This is a genomic window from Actinoplanes sp. NPDC023936, from assembly GCF_040639325.1.
Classification (GTDB): domain Bacteria; phylum Actinomycetota; class Actinomycetes; order Mycobacteriales; family Micromonosporaceae; genus Actinoplanes.
In genome coordinates this window covers 252,491-267,981 of sequence record NZ_JBEZZR010000004.1, presented here as the reverse complement: position 1 = coordinate 267,981, position 15,491 = coordinate 252,491, and the positions used below count along the sequence as shown (strand labels likewise).

Genomic DNA, 15,491 nt, shown 5'->3' with positions numbered 1-15,491 from the left:
ACTCAGCCCTTCTTCTCGACGAGCTCGACGAACCTGTCGAACAGGTAGTCGGCGTCGTGCGGGCCGGCGGCGGCCTCGGGGTGGTACTGGACGGTGAAGGCGGGCACCTCGATGCCCCGCAGACCCTCGACGACGTTGTCGTTGAGGCAGACGTGCGAGACCTCGACGCCGCCGAAGTCGGTGTCGATCACGGTGTTCAGCGGGGCGTCCACGGCGAACCCGTGGTTGTGGCTGGTCACCTCGACCTTGCCGGTGGTCTTGTCGAGCACCGGCTGGTTGATGCCGCGGTGGCCGTACCCCAGCTTGTAGGTCCCGAAGCCGAGCGCGCGGCCGAGGATCTGGCTGCCGAAGCAGATGCCGAAGAGCGGCACCTCCCGGCGCATCACCTCACGGGCCAGGCTGACCGGCCCGTCGGCGGTCGCCGGGTCGCCCGGGCCGGGTGAGAAGAAGACCGCGTCCGGGCTGACCGCGAGCAGTTCCTCGATCGACGACGTCGCCGGGAAGATGTGCGTGGTGACACCGCGGGCGGCGAGCCGGCGGGCCACGTTGCGCTTGATGCCCAGGTCCAGCGCGGCGACCGTGTACCGGTGCTCGCCCTCGGCCTTGACGGTGTAGAGCTCCTTCGTCGTCACCTGCGCGGAGAGGTCCGCGCCGATCATCTCGGGTTCGCCCTTGACCCGCTCCAGCAGCGACGCCGGGTCGAGGTCGACCGAGGAGATGCCGACCCGCATCGCGCCGCGCTCGCGGAGGTGGCGGGTGAGCGCGCGGGTGTCGACGCCGCTGATCCCGACGACGCCCTCGGCGGCCAGGCGCTCGCCGAGGTCGCCCTGCGAGCGCCAGTTCGACGGGCGGCGGGCCGGGTCGCGGACCACGTAACCGGCCACCCAGATCCGGTCCGACTCGTCGTCCTCGTCGTTGACGCCGGTGTTGCCGATCTGCGGCGCGGTCTGCACCACGACCTGCTTGTGGTACGACGGGTCGGTCAGCGTCTCCTGATATCCGGTCATGCCGGTGGTGAACACCGCCTCGCCGAACGTCTCACCGACCGCGCCGTACGCGGTGCCGGAGAACGTGCGCCCATCCTCGAGTACGAGAATCGCTTTGCTCACTTGACAGCCTTTCCGTCCAGAACCGTCGCTTCGCCCCGCAGGAAGGTCGCAACGATGCGACCGGGCAGGGTCATACCCGCGTACGGCGTGTTTCGGCTGCGGCTCGCCAGTTCCGAGGGGTCGACCACCCCGCGGTACGACGGATCCACCAGCGTGAGGTTGGCCGGCGTGCCGGCCGTCAGGTCGCCGCCGTGACCGGTCAGCCCGGCGATGCGCGCCGGCGCGACCGACATCCGGTCGGCGATCAGGTCCCAGTTCTCCCCGAAGACGCTCAGCACGATCGGCAGCGCGGTCTGCAGACCCAGCATGCCGGGACGTGCGTAGGCCCACTCGCACTCCTTGTCCTGGACCGCGTGCGGCGCGTGGTCGGTGGCCACCACGTCGATCACACCGTCCAGCAGAGCCTGGCGCAGGGCTTCGACGTCTTTGCGCGTACGCAACGGGGGGTTGACCTTGAAGACCGGGTCGTAGCCGGCCGCGAGCTCGTCGGTGAGCAGGAGGTGATGGGGGGTGACCTCGGCGGTCACGCGCACGCCGCGCGCCTTGGCCTGCCGCAGCACCTCGACCGAACCGGCGGTGGAGACGTGGCAGACGTGCAGGCGGCTGCCGACGTGCTCGGCCAGCAGCACGTCCCGGGCGATGATCGCCTCCTCGGCGACCGCGGGCCAGCCGGTCAGGCCCAGGCGGGTGCTGACCTCGCCCTCGTGCATCTGCGCGCCCTCGGTGAGACGCGGCTCCTCGGCGTGCTGGGCGATCACGCCGTCGAACGCCTTCACGTACTCCAGGGCCCGGCGCATCAGGCGCGGGTCGGCGACGCAGAAACCGTCGTCCGAGAAGATCCGCACGTTCGCCGCCGAGGTCGCCATCGCGCCCAGTTCGGCGAGCTGCTTGCCGGCCAGCCCGATGGTGACCGCGCCGATCGGCTGCACGTCGACCAGACCGGCCTCGCGGCCGAGCCGCCAGACCTGCTCGACCACGCCGGCGGTGTCGGCGACCGGGTCGGTGTTCGCCATCGCGCAGACCGCGGTGTAACCGCCGAGAGCCGCGGCGCGCGAGCCGGTGTCCACCGTCTCGGCGTCCTCCCGGCCGGGTTCGCGCAGGTGGGTGTGCACGTCGACGAGGCCGGGCAGCGCGACCAGGCCGGTCGCGTCGATCACCTGGGCGGTGTTGTCCGGCTCCGCGGCGATCACACCGTCCTTGATCACCAGGTCGGTCGGCGCGGCGCCGAGGACCGAGACGCCCTTGAGCAGGTACGCCATCACTTGCCTCCCAAAAGCAGGTAGAGGACGGCCATCCGGACGCTGACGCCGTTGGCGACCTGTTCGACGATGGTGGAGCGCGGCGAGTCGGCGACCTCCGGCGCGATCTCCATGCCCCGGTTCATCGGCCCCGGGTGCATGACGATCGCGTGCTCCGGCAGCTTGCTCATCCGCCGCATGTCGAGCCCGTACCGGCGGCTGTACTCGCGCGCCGACGGGAAGTAGGAGTCCTGCATCCGCTCGGTCTGCACGCGCAGCATCATCACCACGTCGGAGTCCGGCAGAACGCTGTCCAGGTCGTAGCTGACCTGCGTCTTCTCGGCGAGCGCGCCGGCCACGTCGAGGGGGATCAGGGTCGGCGGGCCGACCACCGTGACCTGCGCGCCGAGCGTCGTGAGCAGCAGGACGTTGGAGCGGGCCACCCGGCTGTGCAGCACGTCGCCGACGATCGCGACCTTCAGGCCGTCGAGACGACCCAGACGAGAGCGCATCGTGTACGCGTCGAGCAGGGCCTGCGTCGGGTGCTCGTGGGTGCCGTCACCGGCGTTGACCACCGAGCCGTCCACCCATCCGGCCAGCCGGTGCGGCGCGCCGCTGGCCGAGTGCCGGATCACCACGGCGTCGGCCCCCATCGCCTGCAGCGTGAGCGCGGTGTCCTTGAGGCTTTCGCCCTTGGAGACGCTGGACCCCTTCGCCGAGAAGTTGATGACGTCGGCGGAGAGCCGCTTCGCGGCGGCTTCAAAAGAGATCCGGGTACGGGTGGAGTCCTCGTAGAAGAGGTTCACCACGGTCCGGCCGCGCAGGGCGGGCAGTTTCTTGACCTCACGGCCGGAGAGCGCCGCCATCTCGGCGGCGGTGTCCAGGATCAGGGTCGCGGTGGCGGCGTCCAGGTCGCCCGCCGAACGGAGATGTTTGATCATTTGAGGCCCCCGATTAGCCGTACCTCGTCGGAGCCGTCGGTCTCGGTGAGCGCGACCTTCACGCTCTCGCTGAGCGCCGTCGGGATGTTCTTGCCGACGTAGTCGGCGCGGATCGGCAGCTGCCGGTGTCCCCGGTCGACCAGGACCGCGAGCTGCACCGAGCTCGGGCGGCCCAGGTCCTGCAGCGCGTCCAGCGCGGCGCGGACCGAGCGGCCGGAGAAGAGCACGTCGTCGACGAGGATCACCCGCAGGCCGTCGATGCCGCCGCTGGGCAGCTCGGTCTTGCCGAGCGCGCGGGTGGCCTTGAGGCGCAGGTCGTCGCGGTAGAGCGTGATGTCGAGAGAGCCGACCGGGACCTCGACGCCCTCGAAGGCGTGGATCCGGGCGGCCAGCCGGTGCGCGAGCGGCACGCCGCGCGTCGGGATGCCGAGCAGCACGGTGCCGGTGGCGCCGGAGGTCTTCTCGAGGATCTGATGCGCGATCCGGTCCACGACCCGATGCAGGTCGGCATCTTCCAAAATGATCTTGCTAGGCGCGTCTGCGCGTGGCTGCGCCACGGCGGACCTCCTTCCCCGCCTCACGGGACGGGTCGTTAAAGGATGTCGGTTTCGGGACGACCCCGTTACGGGCCGGCCCGAGGGCTGACGCTACGTTACCAGTGGACGGAGCGTTGACCATGGTGACGTGCCTGACTGGAGCAGACCGGACAAATCCTGCAACTGGGGATACAGCCGGTAACTTTGGGGCGGCCCGCGCGACTCATCGGTAACCAACACTTGACCGGCGGTCGCAAACTCCGTACCGTCACGCAGCGTAGCGATCCGCGAGGAAAGAACCCTCCGGGCCAGCACAGTACCGGGAGTGTCCGTATGCCGTCTGAGTACGCCAAGTCGCTGGGCGCTCGCCTGCGCTCCATCCGCCAGCAGCAGGGCCTGTCCCTGCAGGGCGTCGAAGAGAAGTCCAACGGCCGCTGGAAGGCAGTCGTCGTGGGCTCGTACGAGCGTGGCGACCGCGCGGTGACCGTCTCGCGTCTGGCCGAACTGGCCGACTTCTACCGAGTGCCCGTCTCGGAACTGCTGCCCGACGGCAGCGGCATCCGCCTCGAGGCCACCAACAAGATCGTGCTGGACCTGGAGAAGCTCTACGACACCACGGGCGAAGACCTCGCCTACGTGGCGCGTTACGCCCGGGCCATCCAGCAGCAGCGCGGCGACTACAACGGCCGCGTCCTGTCGATCCGCGCCGACGATCTGCGCGCGCTCGCCATCGTCTACGACATCTCGCCCTCGGGGCTCATCGAGCGCCTCACCGAGCAGGGCGTCCTGGTCGCCGACCCGCGCGCGTTCTTCGCCAGCTGACCCACCGCACCACCGAAGCCCGCGCCGTTCCGGCGCGGGCTTTCCCGTTCCCAGCCCCCCCACCACACACGCCGCCGCCCCGCCACCGCGCTGCCGCCGCGCCGCCGCCCGCCACGCACGCCGCCGCCCGCGCTGCCGCCCGCCACTCGCGCTGCCGCCGCGCCGCCGCCCGCCACTCGCGCCGCCGCCGCGCCGCCGCCCGCCACTCGCCACTCGCGCTGCCGCCGCGCCGCCGCCGCGCGCCACTCACGCCGCCGCGCGCAGATCTTGGCAAGCCACGCCCACATCGCTTGCCAAGATCGGGCCGGGCGGCAGCGCTTGATCACATGCGTCAGCTACGGCTGAGCGCCCCCGAGCCGTAGCTGAGGCAGGCTATCCGGCCGGCTGGTTGCTAATCCGCGCTGCGACTGGGGTCAGGAGCACACGATGGCGGCTCCGGCGCGTGGAGGAAAGCACACCGAAGACGTGCGTGCGCCCGCGTCTCGGTCCTGGCACAGGTGGAATCTCACGATGGCGTTGTGTGTGCCCTCATCGCTGCCTCGGCCGCGATCTTGGCAACTGGCACCCACCGGATGACCCTGAGTTGCCAAGGTCCGGGAAAACGGGAAAGTGGCGCGGCGAACAGGCGGCGCGGCGGCCACCCCGTACCCGGGAAAAGGGAAAGGGAAACGGCCCGGACGGGCAGTCCGGGCCGTGACCAGAGACGCTCTCAGCGCGTCGCGAACGCCGCGATCCGGTCGAGCAGACCGTTGAGGAACCGCGGACTGTCGTCGGTCGACATCTCCTTCGCCAGCTCGACGGCCTCGGTGATGGCCACCGGGTCGTCGACGTCCGGCTCGTAGAGGAGCTCGTACACAGCGATCCGCGCCAGGTTCCGGTCGACCGCCGGCATCCGGTCGATCGTCCAGCCCTCGGCGTAACTGGCGATCAGCTCGTCGATGCGGTCGAGGTGCTTGGCGACGCCTTCGATCAGCTCGGTGGCGTAACCCATGTGTTCCGGGTGGGGCTTGGCGATCCGGTCCAGGTAGGTGACGAGCACCTGACTCGGCGGGAGGTCGCGCAGGTCCGCCTCGAACAGGACGTCGAGGGCTCGCTTGCGCGCCTTGCGACGCGCGAGCCGTTCCTTCTTGGGACCTTCGGCCATCAGCTGCGGCCGAGGTAGCGGCCGTCGCGGGTGTCGACCTTGATCTTCTCACCGGTGGTGATGAAGAGCGGAACGTTGACGGTGGCGCCGGTCTCGACGGTGGCCGGCTTGGTGCCGCCGGTGGAGCGGTCGCCCTGCAGGCCGGGCTCAGTGTAGGTGACCTCGAGGAACACGCTGGTCGGCAGCTCGATGTAGAGCGGCACGCCCTCGTGCAGCGCCACCGTGGCCTCGGCCTCACCGAGCAGGTAGTTCGCGTTCTCACCGACGGTGCCGCCGGGCACGTGGATCTGGTCGTAGGTGTCCAGGTCCATGAAGACGTAGTCTTCGCCGTCCTTGTAGAGGTACTGCATCGTGCGCTTGTCCACGGTCGCGGTGTCGACCTTGGTGCCCGCGTTGAAGGTCTTGTCGACGACCTTGCCGGACAGCACGTGCTTCAGGGTGGTCCGCACGAAGGCCGGACCCTTACCCGGCTTGACGTGCTGGAACTCCACGACGGTCCACAGCTCGCCGTCGAGGTTGAGCACCAGGCCGTTCTTCAGGTCGTTGGTGGAAGCCATGTCCTGCCTTGATTTCGAAGCGTATCGGTGACCGAACGAGTCTACCGGCGGCAACCCGTTCCCAGCGAATCGGGCTTACCGCGCGATGTGTTCCAGTGCGAGGCGATATCCGTCGAATCCGAGGCCGGCGATCACGCCGGTCGCGACGGCGGAAATCACCGAATGGTGACGGAACTCCTCGCGGGTGTGGATGTTGGAGATGTGCACCTCGACGAGCGTGCCGCGCAGCATCGCACAGGCGTCCCGGACCGCGTAGTTGTAGTGCGTCCAGGCACCCGGGTTCAGCACCACGTCGGCGCCCTCGTCGGCGGCCTGATAGAGCCACTGAAGCATCTCATGCTCAGCGTTCGTCTGCTTCACCTCGACGGTCAGACCGAGATCCTCGGCCACCGTCTGGCACATCTCGACCAGGTCGGCGTAGGTCGACTTGCCGTAGATCCCGGGCTCGCGCAGCCCCAGCCGCCCCAGGTTCGGCCCGTTCAGCACGTAGATCATCGGGCCACCGCCGCGTACGCCCGCTCCAGCAGCTCGGAGTCCGGTCCCGCCAGGATGCCCGGTTCCGCCAGGCCGTCCAGAACCACGAACCGCAAGGTCGCTGCCCGCGCCTTCTTGTCGACGCGCATGGCGGGCAGGAGCTCGGCCCAGGCCTCTTGCGGGTACGTGGTGGGCAGCCCCAGAGATTCCAGCACCGTCCGGTGACGCGCCGCGGTGGCGTCGTCCAGGCGCCCGCTGAGCCGGCCCAGCTCGGCCGCGAAGACCAGCCCGACCGAGATCGCGTCCCCGTGCTTCCAGGTGTACTTCTCCCGGCGCTCGATCGCGTGCCCCAGCGTGTGCCCGTAGTTGAGGATCTCCCGCGGCCCGGACTCCTTGAGGTCCACGCTCACCACGTGCGCCTTCACCCGGATCTTGCGTTCGATCAGCTCCCGCAGCACGTCACCGCGCGGGTCGAGGGCCCGCGCCGGATCCGCCTCGATCAGCTCGAGGATCCGCGGGTCGGCGATGAAGCCGCCCTTGACCACCTCGGCCATCCCGGCCGCGATGTCCCCGGCGGGCAGCGTGTCGAGCGCGTCCAGGTCGCAGAGCACGCCGGCGGGCGGGTGGAAGGCGCCGACCAGGTTCTTGCCGGCCGCGATGTTCACCCCGGTCTTGCCACCGACGGCGGCGTCCACCATCCCGGCCACCGACGTGGCGACCGGCACCCAGCGGACCCCGCGCAGCCAGGCCGCCGCGACGTACCCGGCGAGGTCCGTGGTGGCGCCGCCACCAACCCCCACCACCGCATCGGTACGGGTGAAGCCGGCCACCCCGAGCTCGTCCCAGCACCGGGCCGCCACCTCGATCGACTTCCCGCGCTCGGCGTCGGGCACCTCGATCGGCACCACCGTGGCCGCGCCGGCCGCCTCGGCCACCGCCTCGGCCCGGTCCCGCAGCGTCGGCGGGTGCAGCACCGCGACCCGCGTCGCACCCTCGATCAGCCCGGGTAGCTCACCTTCGAGTCCACGCCCGACGATCACGTCATACGGACGGTCACCCGCCACCGGAATCCGCGTCACCACGGCCGTCACCCTATCCACGCCGTACCCCCGCGCTGTGCCCCCATCCTGCTCATTCCACTCCTCGGATGGGGTTATATACAGATAACCCTAGAGGGGTTACAACTGGGTCATGCCGAAAATCAACGTCTATCTCCCCGACGATCTCGCCGACGCCGTACGGGAGACCGGCCTGCCCGTCTCCCCGATCTGCCAGCGCGCCCTGGAGCAGGCGGTCCGCCGGATCACCACGATCCGCCAGGCCGTGCTCACCGACCTCGACCCGGAGCGGCTCTCCGAGCGGCTGCCCAGCTTCACCGGCCGCCTCGTCATCGTCCTCACGCTCGCCGCCCGCCGCGCCCAGGAGGCCGGCGCGACATCGGTGGCCAGCGGCGACCTGCTGCACGGCATGCTCGCCGAGAACCACAACCTGGGCCTGCACGTGCTCACCGCGATGGACGTCGCCCCGGACTCGCTGACCGCCCCGGCCACCCCGGAGCCCGCCACCAGCGGCGGCGGCCTGCGGTTCAGCGGGCCGGCCGCGGTCGCGCTGGAGCTGGCCGTCGGCGAGGCGATCGGTTTCGGGCACAACTACGTCGGCTGCGAGCACCTGCTGGTCGGCCTGGCCGCCGAACCGGACGGCGCCGCCGGCGAGCTGCTGCGCTCGCGCGCCGTCGACGGCAAGGCGGCCCGCCGGGCGGTCGCGGCGGCCGTCGCCGGGTACGCCCACCTGCGCTCCACCACGGCCGGCGAGCCGTCCGCCGCACCGGCCACGTCCGCCCTGCTCACCGCCGTCCGCGCCGAGCTGGCCCCGCTCGTCGAGCGCATCGAGCGCCTGGAGGAACGCCTGGCCTGACCCGGCAACCGAGAAGCACCGGCTCCTCTCCCGTTCCCGCACCAGATCACGCGCCGCCGGGCCGAACCTCCGTTTGCCACGCCCGGCTAGCCTCGCGGGCTGCTACACGGGGGGATCTTGAAAGTGGGAATGTCACGACGTGCCGCGATGCGTGCGGCGCTGTTCACCGCGGGTGGCGTGGCCTGCGGCGCGGCGGGCGTCAGCGAGGCGACCCGGCTGTTCGGCTGGGACCGGCCACCGCTCGGCGGTGGGTACGCGGCCGCGGCCGACTCGCCGGAGCGGCTGCGCAACCCGGCCGTCTCGGTCCGGTACTACGTGGAGACCACCGAGCCGGTGGTGGCGTTCACGTTCGACGACGGGCCCGGGCCGAACTGGACGCCGATGGTGCTCGACGCGCTCGACCAGGCGGCCGTCCCGGCCACGTTCTTCATGGTCGGCAGCCAGTTGGAGAAGCACGCCGGCCTGGTCCGGAACCGGATGGCCCGGCACGAGATCGGCAACCACTCGTGGTCGCACGACGACCTCGCCACGCTGGACCGGCCGGGCGTGGAGGACGAGCTGGCCCGTACCCATGACATGGTCCGGAAGGTCTTCGGCCGGGAACCCACGGTGATGCGCCCGCCCTACGGGCACCTCGGCGGGTCGACGCTGCTGGCCGCCAACCGGTTCGGGTACGACGTCGTGCTCTGGTCGCACCTGATGCGGGAGCGGCACTTCGCCGACGACCCGGACGGGCAGGTCCGCGACATCGTGGACAACGTCCGGCCCGGGGCGATCATCCTGGCCCACGACGTCGGGAAGGAGCGCCGCCTGGTCGCGTTGCGCGGGCTCGCCGCCATGTTCGCCGGGCTGCGGGCGCGCGGGTTCCGGCTCGCCACGGTCTCCGAGCTGACCGCGCTCGGCCAGACCCCGGCGGGAACCGGGGTCTGATCAGAGCAGCGCGGCGATCTCGGCGGCGAGGTCGTCCGGCTCGCGGCCGCCGGTGGCGATCACGTGTGTCGCCACCTCGAGGTAGAGCGGTTTGCGCTGCTCCATGAGGTGACGCAGGGTCGCCCGGGGATTGATCGCGAGCAGCGGGCGGCCCGCGCCGAATCCGACCCGCTTGATGGCGTCGGCCAGCTCGACGGTCAGGAAGACCACGGTCTGCTCGGTGAGCCGCTGACGCGTACCCTCGTCGAGAATCGCTCCGCCGCCCAGCGCGAGCACGCCCCCGAAGGTCTCCATGCACTCGGCTACGACCGCGCGCTCCTGCGCGCGGAAAGCGGCCTCGCCGTCGTCGACGAAGATCTCCGGGATGGGCTTTCCGGCCCGCTCCTCGATGATCGTGTCGGTGTCGGCGAACGGCACGCCCAGCAGCTCGGCCAGGGCGGCGCCGACGGTGGTCTTGCCGGCGCCCATCACGCCGACCAGGACCACGGCCGGAGCCATCAGCGGATCACCAGGTTGTCGAGGTACGACGCGAGGTTGCGCTTGATCTCGGCCACCGAGTCGCCACCGAACTTCTCGGTCGCGGCCTCGGCCAGGACCAGCGCGACCATCGCCTCGGCGACCACCGCGCCGGCCGGCACCGCGCAGACGTCGGACCGCTGGTTGATCGCGGTGGCCGGCTCGCCGGTGGTGATGTCGATGGTCTGCAGCGCCCGGTTCAGCGAGGAGATCGGCTTGAGCGCGGCGCGGACCCGCAGCGGCTCGCCGTTCGTGATGCCGCCTTCCAGGCCGCCGGCCCGGTCGGTCACCCGCTTCACGCCGTCCGCGGTCGGAATGATCTCGTCGTGCGCCACCGAGCCGCGCGAGCGGGCCTGGGTGAAGCCGTCGCCGATCTCCACGCCCTTGACCGACTGGATCGACATGAGCGCGGTGGCGAGGCGGGCGTCCAGCTTGCGGTCCCACTGCACGTGCGAGCCGAGGCCCGGCGGGACGTTGTAGGCCAGCACCTCGACGATGCCGCCGAGCGTGTCGGCGTCCTTCTTCGCGGCGTCGACCTCGGCCACCATCCGCGCGCTGGCCTCCGGGTCGAGGCAGCGCAGCGGGTCCTCGTCGATCCGGTCGAAGTCGTCCGGCGTCGGGATCAGGCCCGGTTTCGCGGCGACCGAGCCCAGCTCGATCACGTGCGAGACGATGTCGATGCCGAGCGTCTGCTTGATCAGTTTCTTGGCGACCACGCCGACGGCGACCCGGGCCGCGGTCTCCCGGGCGCTGGCGCGCTCCAGGATCGGGCGGGCGTCGGTGTGCCCGTACTTCTGCATGCCGGCCAGGTCGGCGTGACCGGGACGCGGGCGGGTCAGCGGCTCGTTGCGCGCCTGGGCGGCCAGCAGCTCGGGGTTGACCGGGTCGGCGGCCATGACCGTCTCCCACTTGGGCCACTCGCTGTTGCCCACCCGGAGCGCGACCGGGCTGCCCAGCGTGATCCCGTGCCGGACCCCGCCGATGATCTCCAGCTCGTCCTGCTCGAATTTCATCCGGGCGCCGCGCCCGTAACCCAGGCGGCGGCGCACGAGGTCGCGCATGATGTCCGCGCTCGTCACCTCCACCCCGGCGGGAACACCCTCCAGCAGCGCGACGAGCGCCGGTCCGTGCGATTCACCTGCGGTAAGCCAGCGCAACACGGATTGAGTCTGGCACAGCGCCCCGGCGTCTCATCAAGCGGCCGCGTCCGTCCCGCTCTCCGGGAGGTTTCGGCCGGCGCGCGCCGATCGCCGCGCCGGGCCCGGGCACCGCGTGCGGAGCTCCTGACGGTCGTTGGGCGATCGGGGCTCAGCCGCGGGTCGCGACAGCCTTCTCCAGCGCGGCCCGCATCGCGTCCTCGGGAGCCGGCACGAGCCCGGTGAACTGCTCGAACTGGCCCAGCGCCTGGGCCAGCAGCAGATCCAGCCCGGAGTGGACGGCAACCCCCGCCCTGGCCGCCGACGCCGCCAGCGGCGTGGGCCACGGGTCGTAGAGCACGTCGAAGTACACACTCCCGTCCCGCCAGACGGCCCGCTCGGCGAGCTCGTCGGCAGCGCCCTTGGGCACCGTGGCGATCACCGCGTCCGCGTCGAACGCCCCGGGCGCGTCCGCCCAGGAGACCCCCTCGATCCGCAGGCCGAGCGCGACAGCGACCGGGTTCAGCTCCTCGCGGGCCTCCGGCCGGCGGGTCACCACGGTGATCTCCTCGGCGCCCAGCTCGGACGCGGCGGCGAGAGCGGCCCGCGCGGTGCCGCCGCCACCCAGAACGGTGATCCGCGGCGGCACCTCCTTGCGCGCGTGCCGGCCCCGGCTCACGCCCAGGCCGGCCTCGCGCAGCACCCGGGCCATGCCCGCGATGTCGGTGTTGTCGCCGTGCCAGGAACCGTCCGGCTGGCGGACCAGCGTGTTCGCCACACCCGCCGCGATCGCGACCGGGGTGGCGACGTCGGCGATCCGCAGCGCGGCCTCCTTGAGCGGCATGGTCAGCGACAGGCCGGCCCACTCCGGCCCGAGACCGGCGACCAGGTCGGGCAGCTCCGACTCGGCGCACTCGATCGCCGCATAGGTCCACCCGGTCAGCCCGGCAGCGGCGTACCCGGCATTGTGGATCACCGGGGAGAGCGAGTGGGCGATCGGCTTGCCGCACACGGCAGCCTTGCGCGTCTCTTCTTGGCTCTGCACCCGGGTCACTTTACGCAAGCGGCGCCTCTCACTTACCGCAGAGGTTGATCCCGCTCGCGCACGCCTTCTCGACGTTCTTGTCGTGTTCGGCGCTGGTCACCGCGAACGCCGACTTGCCGCTCTTGTCCACCGCCACGAAGAACAGCCACGGTCCGGCGGCCGGCTTCATCGCGCCGGTCAGCGCCGCCTTGCCCGGGCTGTTGATCGGACCGAGCGGGAGGCCCTTGACGGTCTCCGTGTTGTACGGGTTCTTCGGGTCCTCCATCTCCTTCGCGAGGAGCTCACCGGAGTGCTTGGGGTCCTTGCCGTTCAGCTCGAGCCAGTAGTTCGTGGTGACGTCGAACTGCAGCGTCATGTCTTCCTTGTAGGCCCGGTTGTAGGCGACCCGGGAGACCTTGGGCAGGTCCTCGGCGATGCCGGCCTCGGCCTGCGAGAGCGACGCCACGATGAGCGCCTCGTACGGCGACACCTTGAGGTCCTTCTGCACGTCGTCGGCGAACCCGAGCTCACCGGTGACCGTCAGGAAGTGCTCGACCATGGTGCTCAGCACCTGACCGGCGTCGGCTTTCGGGTCGAACTCGTAGGTGTCCGGGAAGAGGAAGCCCTCCGCGCTCTTGGCGACCTGCTTGCCGTCGTTGCGCTTGAACCACCAGTCCGGCACGCCGAGCGCCTCCGGGTCCTTCGCGGCTTCCTCGAAGTCCTTCACCGGCAGCCCGGTCGCCTTGGCGAGCAGCTCGAACGTCTGTTTCGCGGTCTTGCCCTCGGGGATCGTGACACCCTTGCTGACCCGGGCGGCCGGGTCCAGCAGCAGCGCGACCGCGTCCTTGGCCGCCATCTGCTTGCGCAGGTTGTACGTCCCGGACTGGATGTTCTTGCTGCGCGGCTCGGCCTCGGCCGCGTTGGTGAACGCCTTGGTGCTCTTCACGACGTCCGCCTTGACCAGCTCGTTGCCGATCTCGGTGAGCGACGCGTTCTTGGGGACCTGCACCTCGACCGGCACCGACCCGGCGCCGCTGTAGTCGGCGGCCACGAAGAAGCCCCGCACCTTGGTGTAGCCGAAGTACACCCCGCCGCCGAGGCCGGCCAGCAGCACGAACGTCACCAGCAGAGCGACAGCCGACCGGCCGCCGCCCTTGCCGGCACGATGCCGGCGCGGCTTGCTCCGATCCGCGTCCTCTTCGAACGCCACATCAAGTTCGTCGATCACGTCGTTCGCCTCCGCTGCCCGTCCCAGCCGGCTCGGCCAGGCCTCGCGAATCGGTCACCGGCCACGGCCAGTGACCGCCATCGTGACCGGGCACTGAGGCGCACCATACCCACATCGATGGCCCCACGCCCACCCCGGCAACTGTCCGCCTATCCAGCGATTGCTGTGCGTCATGAATTCCGAACCGAACACGATTGCCTAACGCGGCCGGAGCGCTCACGAAACGCCGCGACCACCGGGCGGCACGCTCCGGTGGTCGCGGTGAGTGATCATGATCAGCAGATCGGGATGCCGTTCCGGCAGGCTTCCTCGATGTTCTCCTCGTGATCGGCGAAGGTCTTGCCGTACGCCATGGCGCCCTTCTCGTTCACCGTCACGAAGAAGTAGTAATCACTCTTCTTCGGGTTCATCGCCCCCCGCAGCGCCACGTCGCCCGGGTTGCTGATCGGACCGACAGCCATGCCCTTGACGTCGTAGTTGTACGGGTTCTTCGGGTCGTGCAGCTCCGAGGCGAGCAGCTTCTCCGAGGACTTCGCCTCCTTGCCGGTCAGCCGCAGCCAGTAGTTGACGGTGCTGTCCAGCTGCAGGCACTCACACGGGAAGTTCCCGGTGTACGCCCGGTTGTAGAGCACCCGAGCGACCGGGCCCATGTCCTCGTCCAGCAGCGCCTCGACCTGGGCGATCGACGCGGCGACGAGCGCCTCGTACGGCGAGATGTTGAGCTTCTCGGTGACGGTGTCCGGGAAGTTCAGCTCGGTCATCTCGGCGTTGAAGTTCGCGATGATCTTCTTGAGCACGTCGGTCGCCGTGGCGTCCTTCGCGATCTCGTACGTCGCCGGGTACAGGAAGCCCTCGATGTTCTTCTTGTCGACCTTCTTGCCGTCGGTCCGCTTGAACCACAGCGACGGCACGCCCAGCGCCTCCGGGTCCTTGCCTGCCTTCTTGAACTCGTCGACCGAGATGCCGGTCGCCTTCGCCAGCCGGTCGTAGACCTGCAGGTAGGTGAGACCCTCCGGCAGCGTCACCCGGTGCACGTTCAGATTCTTCAGGTCGAGCAGCCAGGTCAGCGCGTCGCTGGCCTTCATCTCCTTCTTGAGGAGATACGATCCGACCTGAATGTTCTTGCTGTCGGGATTGTCCTTCGCGGCGTTGACGAACGCCGCGGCGCTCTTCACCACGCCCTCCCGGTAGAGGGCGTCGGCGATCGCGGACGCGGAGTCACCGGGCTTGACCTCGACGACGGCCTCACCGGCGCCGGGGCCCTCGTAATCGGCCGCGGTGAAGTAACCCTTCACCTTGTCGTATCCGAACCACGCGCCACCGCCCAGAGCGCCGAAAAGCAGCAACACCAGGAGGAACGCGACCACGGTACGGCCGCCGCCCTCCTTGCGCCGATGCCGCCATCGCCCCCGGTCGGCGGTTCCTTCGAACGCGAGATCCAACTGCTCTTCGATCAATTAGCTCTGCCTCCGCCGCGCGTCCAGCCAGCTCTGCAGGATCTCGACGGCGGCCGCCTGGTCCACGACCGCCCGCTGACGCCGGCCTTTCACGCCTCGCTCCGACAGCCTACGACTGGCCACGACGGTTGACATGCGCTCGTCGGTAAGCACGATCGGCACCGGCGCGATCACCGCGCCGAGCCGATCCGCGTACGCGCGGATGTGGCCGGCCGCCACACCCTCACGCCCGTTGAGAGCGACCGGGAGCCCGACGACGACCTCGATCGCCTCGAACTCCTCGATCAGGCCCTTGAGCTCCGTCATGTCCGCCGGAATCCCGTCCGCGCCAGTCACCTGGTCCCGCGGAACGGTCTTCACCGGACTGGCCAGGATGCCGTCGGGGTCGCACCTGGCGACCCCGACGCGCACCTGGCCCACGTCCACGCCCAGGCGTACGCCTCGAGCGAAGCGCTGCGTCACGCC

General features: G+C 70.3%; 17 protein-coding genes. 3 read left to right on the top strand and 14 right to left on the bottom strand.

All coding sequences use genetic code 11. From position 1 onward, the window contains the following. Positions 1–2: 2 nt before the first annotated feature. From carA to pyrR, 4 genes are read right to left on the bottom strand one after another with little or no spacing between them, the layout of a single operon-like run. Positions 3–1,109 (bottom strand): glutamine-hydrolyzing carbamoyl-phosphate synthase small subunit, encoded by a 1,107-nt coding sequence (gene carA, locus AB0F72_RS07490; protein WP_360426727.1) that lies wholly within the window; start codon positions 1,107–1,109, stop codon positions 3–5. Further along, positions 1,106–2,371, bottom strand: coding sequence for a dihydroorotase (locus AB0F72_RS07485; protein ID WP_360426725.1), 1,266 nt, complete (start codon positions 2,369–2,371; stop codon positions 1,106–1,108). The genes carA and AB0F72_RS07485 overlap by 4 nt, the downstream gene beginning before the upstream one ends. Next, entirely contained in the window at positions 2,368–3,288 is a 921-nt protein-coding gene (locus AB0F72_RS07480; RefSeq protein ID WP_360426722.1) for an aspartate carbamoyltransferase catalytic subunit, read from the bottom strand. The genes AB0F72_RS07485 and AB0F72_RS07480 overlap by 4 nt, the downstream gene beginning before the upstream one ends. Beyond that, complete coding sequence (gene pyrR / locus AB0F72_RS07475; protein WP_360426719.1) at positions 3,285–3,845, bottom strand: bifunctional pyr operon transcriptional regulator/uracil phosphoribosyltransferase PyrR; 561 nt, start codon at positions 3,843–3,845, stop codon at positions 3,285–3,287. The genes AB0F72_RS07480 and pyrR overlap by 4 nt, the downstream gene beginning before the upstream one ends. A 312-nt stretch (positions 3,846–4,157) precedes the next feature. On the opposite strand from pyrR, the gene AB0F72_RS07470 reads away from it, so the two are divergent. Next, complete coding sequence (locus tag AB0F72_RS07470; protein ID WP_014446326.1) at positions 4,158–4,646, top strand: transcriptional regulator; 489 nt, start codon at positions 4,158–4,160, stop codon at positions 4,644–4,646. A gap of 709 nt (positions 4,647–5,355) precedes the next feature. Here AB0F72_RS07470 and nusB read toward each other — a convergent pair. The 4 genes from nusB to aroB form a co-directional block, all read right to left on the bottom strand. Further along, positions 5,356–5,790 carry a transcription antitermination factor NusB gene (gene nusB, locus AB0F72_RS07465; protein WP_360426716.1) on the bottom strand — a complete coding sequence of 145 codons (435 nt, stop codon included), beginning with the start codon at positions 5,788–5,790 and terminating at the stop codon, positions 5,356–5,358. Next, on the bottom strand, positions 5,790–6,347 hold the full coding sequence (efp, locus tag AB0F72_RS07460; RefSeq protein WP_360426713.1) for an elongation factor P: 558 nt from the start codon (positions 6,345–6,347) through the stop codon (positions 5,790–5,792). Before efp ends, nusB begins: the two co-directional genes overlap by 1 nt. A gap of 75 nt (positions 6,348–6,422) precedes the next feature. Further along, complete coding sequence (gene aroQ, locus AB0F72_RS07455; protein ID WP_360426711.1) at positions 6,423–6,842, bottom strand: type II 3-dehydroquinate dehydratase; 420 nt, start codon at positions 6,840–6,842, stop codon at positions 6,423–6,425. Beyond that, positions 6,839–7,912 (bottom strand): 3-dehydroquinate synthase, encoded by a 1,074-nt coding sequence (gene aroB / locus AB0F72_RS07450; protein ID WP_360427049.1) that lies wholly within the window; start codon positions 7,910–7,912, stop codon positions 6,839–6,841. Before aroB ends, aroQ begins: the two co-directional genes overlap by 4 nt. A 100-nt stretch (positions 7,913–8,012) precedes the next feature. Between aroB and AB0F72_RS07445 the strand changes: the two genes are divergently transcribed. Together AB0F72_RS07445 and AB0F72_RS07440 are read left to right on the top strand one after the other, a co-directional pair. Next, positions 8,013–8,735, top strand: a complete 723-nt coding sequence (locus AB0F72_RS07445) for a Clp protease N-terminal domain-containing protein (protein ID WP_360426708.1) — start codon at positions 8,013–8,015, stop codon at positions 8,733–8,735. A 129-nt stretch (positions 8,736–8,864) separates the two neighbouring features. Then, a complete protein-coding gene (locus AB0F72_RS07440; RefSeq protein ID WP_360426705.1) occupies positions 8,865–9,665 on the top strand; it encodes a polysaccharide deacetylase family protein in 801 nt (266 codons plus the stop codon). On the opposite strand, the gene AB0F72_RS07435 is transcribed toward AB0F72_RS07440, so the two are convergent. The 6 genes from AB0F72_RS07435 to ruvX form a co-directional block, all read right to left on the bottom strand. Beyond that, a complete protein-coding gene (locus tag AB0F72_RS07435; protein ID WP_360426701.1) occupies positions 9,666–10,163 on the bottom strand; it encodes a shikimate kinase in 498 nt (165 codons plus the stop codon). Next, the gene (gene aroC, locus AB0F72_RS07430; protein WP_360426698.1) at positions 10,163–11,341 is read right to left on the bottom strand and encodes a chorismate synthase; all 1,179 of its coding nucleotides are present in this window, start codon (positions 11,339–11,341) and stop codon (positions 10,163–10,165) included. The genes AB0F72_RS07435 and aroC overlap by 1 nt, the downstream gene beginning before the upstream one ends. Positions 11,342–11,489: 148 nt before the next feature. Next, positions 11,490–12,362: a shikimate dehydrogenase gene (locus AB0F72_RS07425; RefSeq protein WP_360426694.1), complete on the bottom strand. Its 873-nt coding sequence runs from the start codon at positions 12,360–12,362 to the stop codon at positions 11,490–11,492. Positions 12,363–12,390: 28 nt separating this feature from the next. After that, positions 12,391–13,569, bottom strand: coding sequence for an endolytic transglycosylase MltG (mltG, locus tag AB0F72_RS07420; RefSeq protein WP_360426691.1), 1,179 nt, complete (start codon positions 13,567–13,569; stop codon positions 12,391–12,393). A gap of 275 nt (positions 13,570–13,844) precedes the next feature. Next, positions 13,845–15,026: an endolytic transglycosylase MltG gene (gene mltG / locus AB0F72_RS07415; protein ID WP_360426687.1), complete on the bottom strand. Its 1,182-nt coding sequence runs from the start codon at positions 15,024–15,026 to the stop codon at positions 13,845–13,847. Continuing rightward, the gene (gene ruvX / locus AB0F72_RS07410) at positions 15,027–15,488 is read right to left on the bottom strand and encodes a Holliday junction resolvase RuvX (protein WP_360426684.1); all 462 of its coding nucleotides are present in this window, start codon (positions 15,486–15,488) and stop codon (positions 15,027–15,029) included. Positions 15,489–15,491: the final 3 nt, after the last annotated feature.

Excerpts from the sequence above, each read along its gene's own strand:
- efp (WP_360426713.1), bottom strand. The coding sequence starts at position 6,347 with ATGGCTTCCACCAACGACCTGAAGAACGGCCTGGTGCTCAACCTCGAC.
- AB0F72_RS07435 (WP_360426701.1), bottom strand. The coding sequence starts at position 10,163 with ATGGCTCCGGCCGTGGTCCTGGTCGGCGTGATGGGCGCCGGCAAGACC.
- aroQ (WP_360426711.1), bottom strand. The coding sequence starts at position 6,842 with ATGATCTACGTGCTGAACGGGCCGAACCTGGGGCGGCTGGGGCTGCGC.
- AB0F72_RS07470 (WP_014446326.1), top strand. The coding sequence starts at position 4,158 with ATGCCGTCTGAGTACGCCAAGTCGCTGGGCGCTCGCCTGCGCTCCATC.
- AB0F72_RS07440 (WP_360426705.1), top strand. The coding sequence starts at position 8,865 with ATGTCACGACGTGCCGCGATGCGTGCGGCGCTGTTCACCGCGGGTGGC.
- nusB (WP_360426716.1), bottom strand. The coding sequence starts at position 5,790 with ATGGCCGAAGGTCCCAAGAAGGAACGGCTCGCGCGTCGCAAGGCGCGC.
- AB0F72_RS07445 (WP_360426708.1), top strand. The coding sequence starts at position 8,013 with ATGCCGAAAATCAACGTCTATCTCCCCGACGATCTCGCCGACGCCGTA.
- AB0F72_RS07480 (WP_360426722.1), bottom strand. The coding sequence starts at position 3,288 with ATGATCAAACATCTCCGTTCGGCGGGCGACCTGGACGCCGCCACCGCG.